The organism is Pedobacter sp. 05L430 (assembly GCF_056397585.1).
In genome coordinates this window covers 1-1,752 of sequence record NZ_JBFTNT010000487.1, presented here as the reverse complement: position 1 = coordinate 1,752, position 1,752 = coordinate 1, and the positions used below count along the sequence as shown (strand labels likewise).

The window sequence follows — 1,752 nt, the reverse complement described above, 5'->3', positions numbered from 1 at the left end:
GCTATATATCAGTGCTGCCTGCAGGTTGTACACCTGGAGGTTATTGATGGTAGTCATCAATTCCTTCGCAGGAATTTCAGCCCTATAATTGAACAGAGAGGTGTTATGGGGGAAGGAAATGGGGCTGTTATTTGCTTTTGGTGAGCGCAGATGAAGTTGTGTGGGTACTGTCCAATTACCCGCATGTAGCACGAGCGATTGGTCTGCCGAAAGGCACCAGTTTCCTTCATACTTGTGCCGAATAAATTTGGTGCAGAAATCCCAATAACAGCTGTACCAGGATGTTGTATCTCCTGGGACTTCAGAAGGGTTAGATGAGATATACCAGCCTTTAGAGACTTCTTTTATAAAGCCATTCTTCAAAAGGATCTCCCGTTGGGAACGGCTTGGGATTTCATCTGTATGGATTCCTGCAGATCCTTTTTCCTGAAGTTCTTTTAGCGTTACTAATGCTTCTGCAAATTTTTCCTTTGGTGTTGCCATAGCCTTTTGATTTTGTTCTGCTGGTGTTTCTTATCAGTCTGTTAACTCCTGCTGAATTAACACTTCCTCCTTAGAGTTCTTTTTTGTTACGTCGTTTCTTAATAGATTCAATAATATCTATTCATATTTTATAGTTGTGTTATTTCTATTGTTTATTGTTGTGTTGTTTCTATTGTTTGTTGTTGCGTTATTTCTATTGCTTGTCGTTGTGTTAGTTCTATTGCTTATTGCAAATATATGATTATTATCTGTTTACCTCTCCTTTAATAGTCCTAATTGTATTGCCTGTCTGTGTTCTGTTTAGTTAAATATGTCCTGCATTTGAGCTTTACACTTTGTGAAAAGAGTAGCCAAAAAACGTATAAGAAATTGCAAATTAATAATGCTTAGCGTATATTTTAATTATTTTACCATCTAGAAGACTTGCGTATATTTAAGAGTAAGCGGCTATTTTACAGACCCCTATTATGACACGACATTTTATTGCAACAATACTGACCCTAATAACTTTGACAACGACAGCACAAAACAAAATGCGACCAGTTGACGAACTAATAAATAAGACCGACTCAGGTTGGACACTTGTAAAAGATTGGATTAAATCTGCCAAAAACAAAGTTGAAATTTTGGCGGTTGATACAGTAAAAGCAAAAGACGCTTTGTATAAAATCCAAGTGACAACACGTTCGCCAATGGGTGCAGTTGTTTATATGACAGGTGGGCTTTTAATTGATGATGGTTGGATTAGAATTCTTGGTTCGGGCAATGCAAAACTTGGTCGGACACTTCCAGATTGGAACAAAGGAAAATCATTTAAAGAATTTGGAGAAATACCATCATTTTTGCTTATCGCTGACGACGCTGTTGGCGGACTTTACCTTTTGAACGGCGGTGGGCTTGGCAAGGACTTTGGAAAAATCTATTATTTTTCGCCTGACAATTTAGAGTATGAATCGCTTGACATTACATATACAGAATTTCTACAATTTTGTTTTAACAACGACTTAGACAAATTTTATAAAGGCAACCGGTGGACAAAATGGAGAGACGAAGTTTCAAAGTTAGACGGTGACAAAGTTTTTAGTTTTTATCCATTTCTTTGGACAAAGGAGGGTAAAGACATAAATAAAAATACACGAAAAGCAGTTTCGGTTGAAGAGCAATACAGTTTAAACCTTGATATGCGGAAACAACTTGGGCTTGATAAATAAAAACAGCCGCTTCATTAAAAAAGGCATATATTTCAAAAAGGCTGAATTTGTGTTAAGT

At 36.9% G+C, this 1,752-nt stretch carries 1 protein-coding gene and 1 pseudogene; one reads left to right on the top strand and one right to left on the bottom strand.

Going from position 1 to position 1,752, the window contains the following annotated elements:
* A pseudogene (locus tag AC1DG9_RS26690) lies at nucleotides 1-483 on the bottom strand (Fic family protein); the annotation flags it as partial.
* A gap of 467 nt (nucleotides 484-950) precedes the next feature.
* On the opposite strand from AC1DG9_RS26690, the gene AC1DG9_RS26685 reads away from it, so the two are divergent.
* Entirely contained in the window at nucleotides 951-1,694 is a 744-nt protein-coding gene (locus tag AC1DG9_RS26685) for a DUF2625 domain-containing protein (protein ID WP_216854323.1), read from the top strand.
* Nucleotides 1,695-1,752 lie beyond the last annotated feature (58 nt).

Excerpts from the sequence above, each read along its gene's own strand:
- AC1DG9_RS26685 (WP_216854323.1), top strand. The coding sequence starts at position 951 with ATGACACGACATTTTATTGCAACAATACTGACCCTAATAACTTTGACA.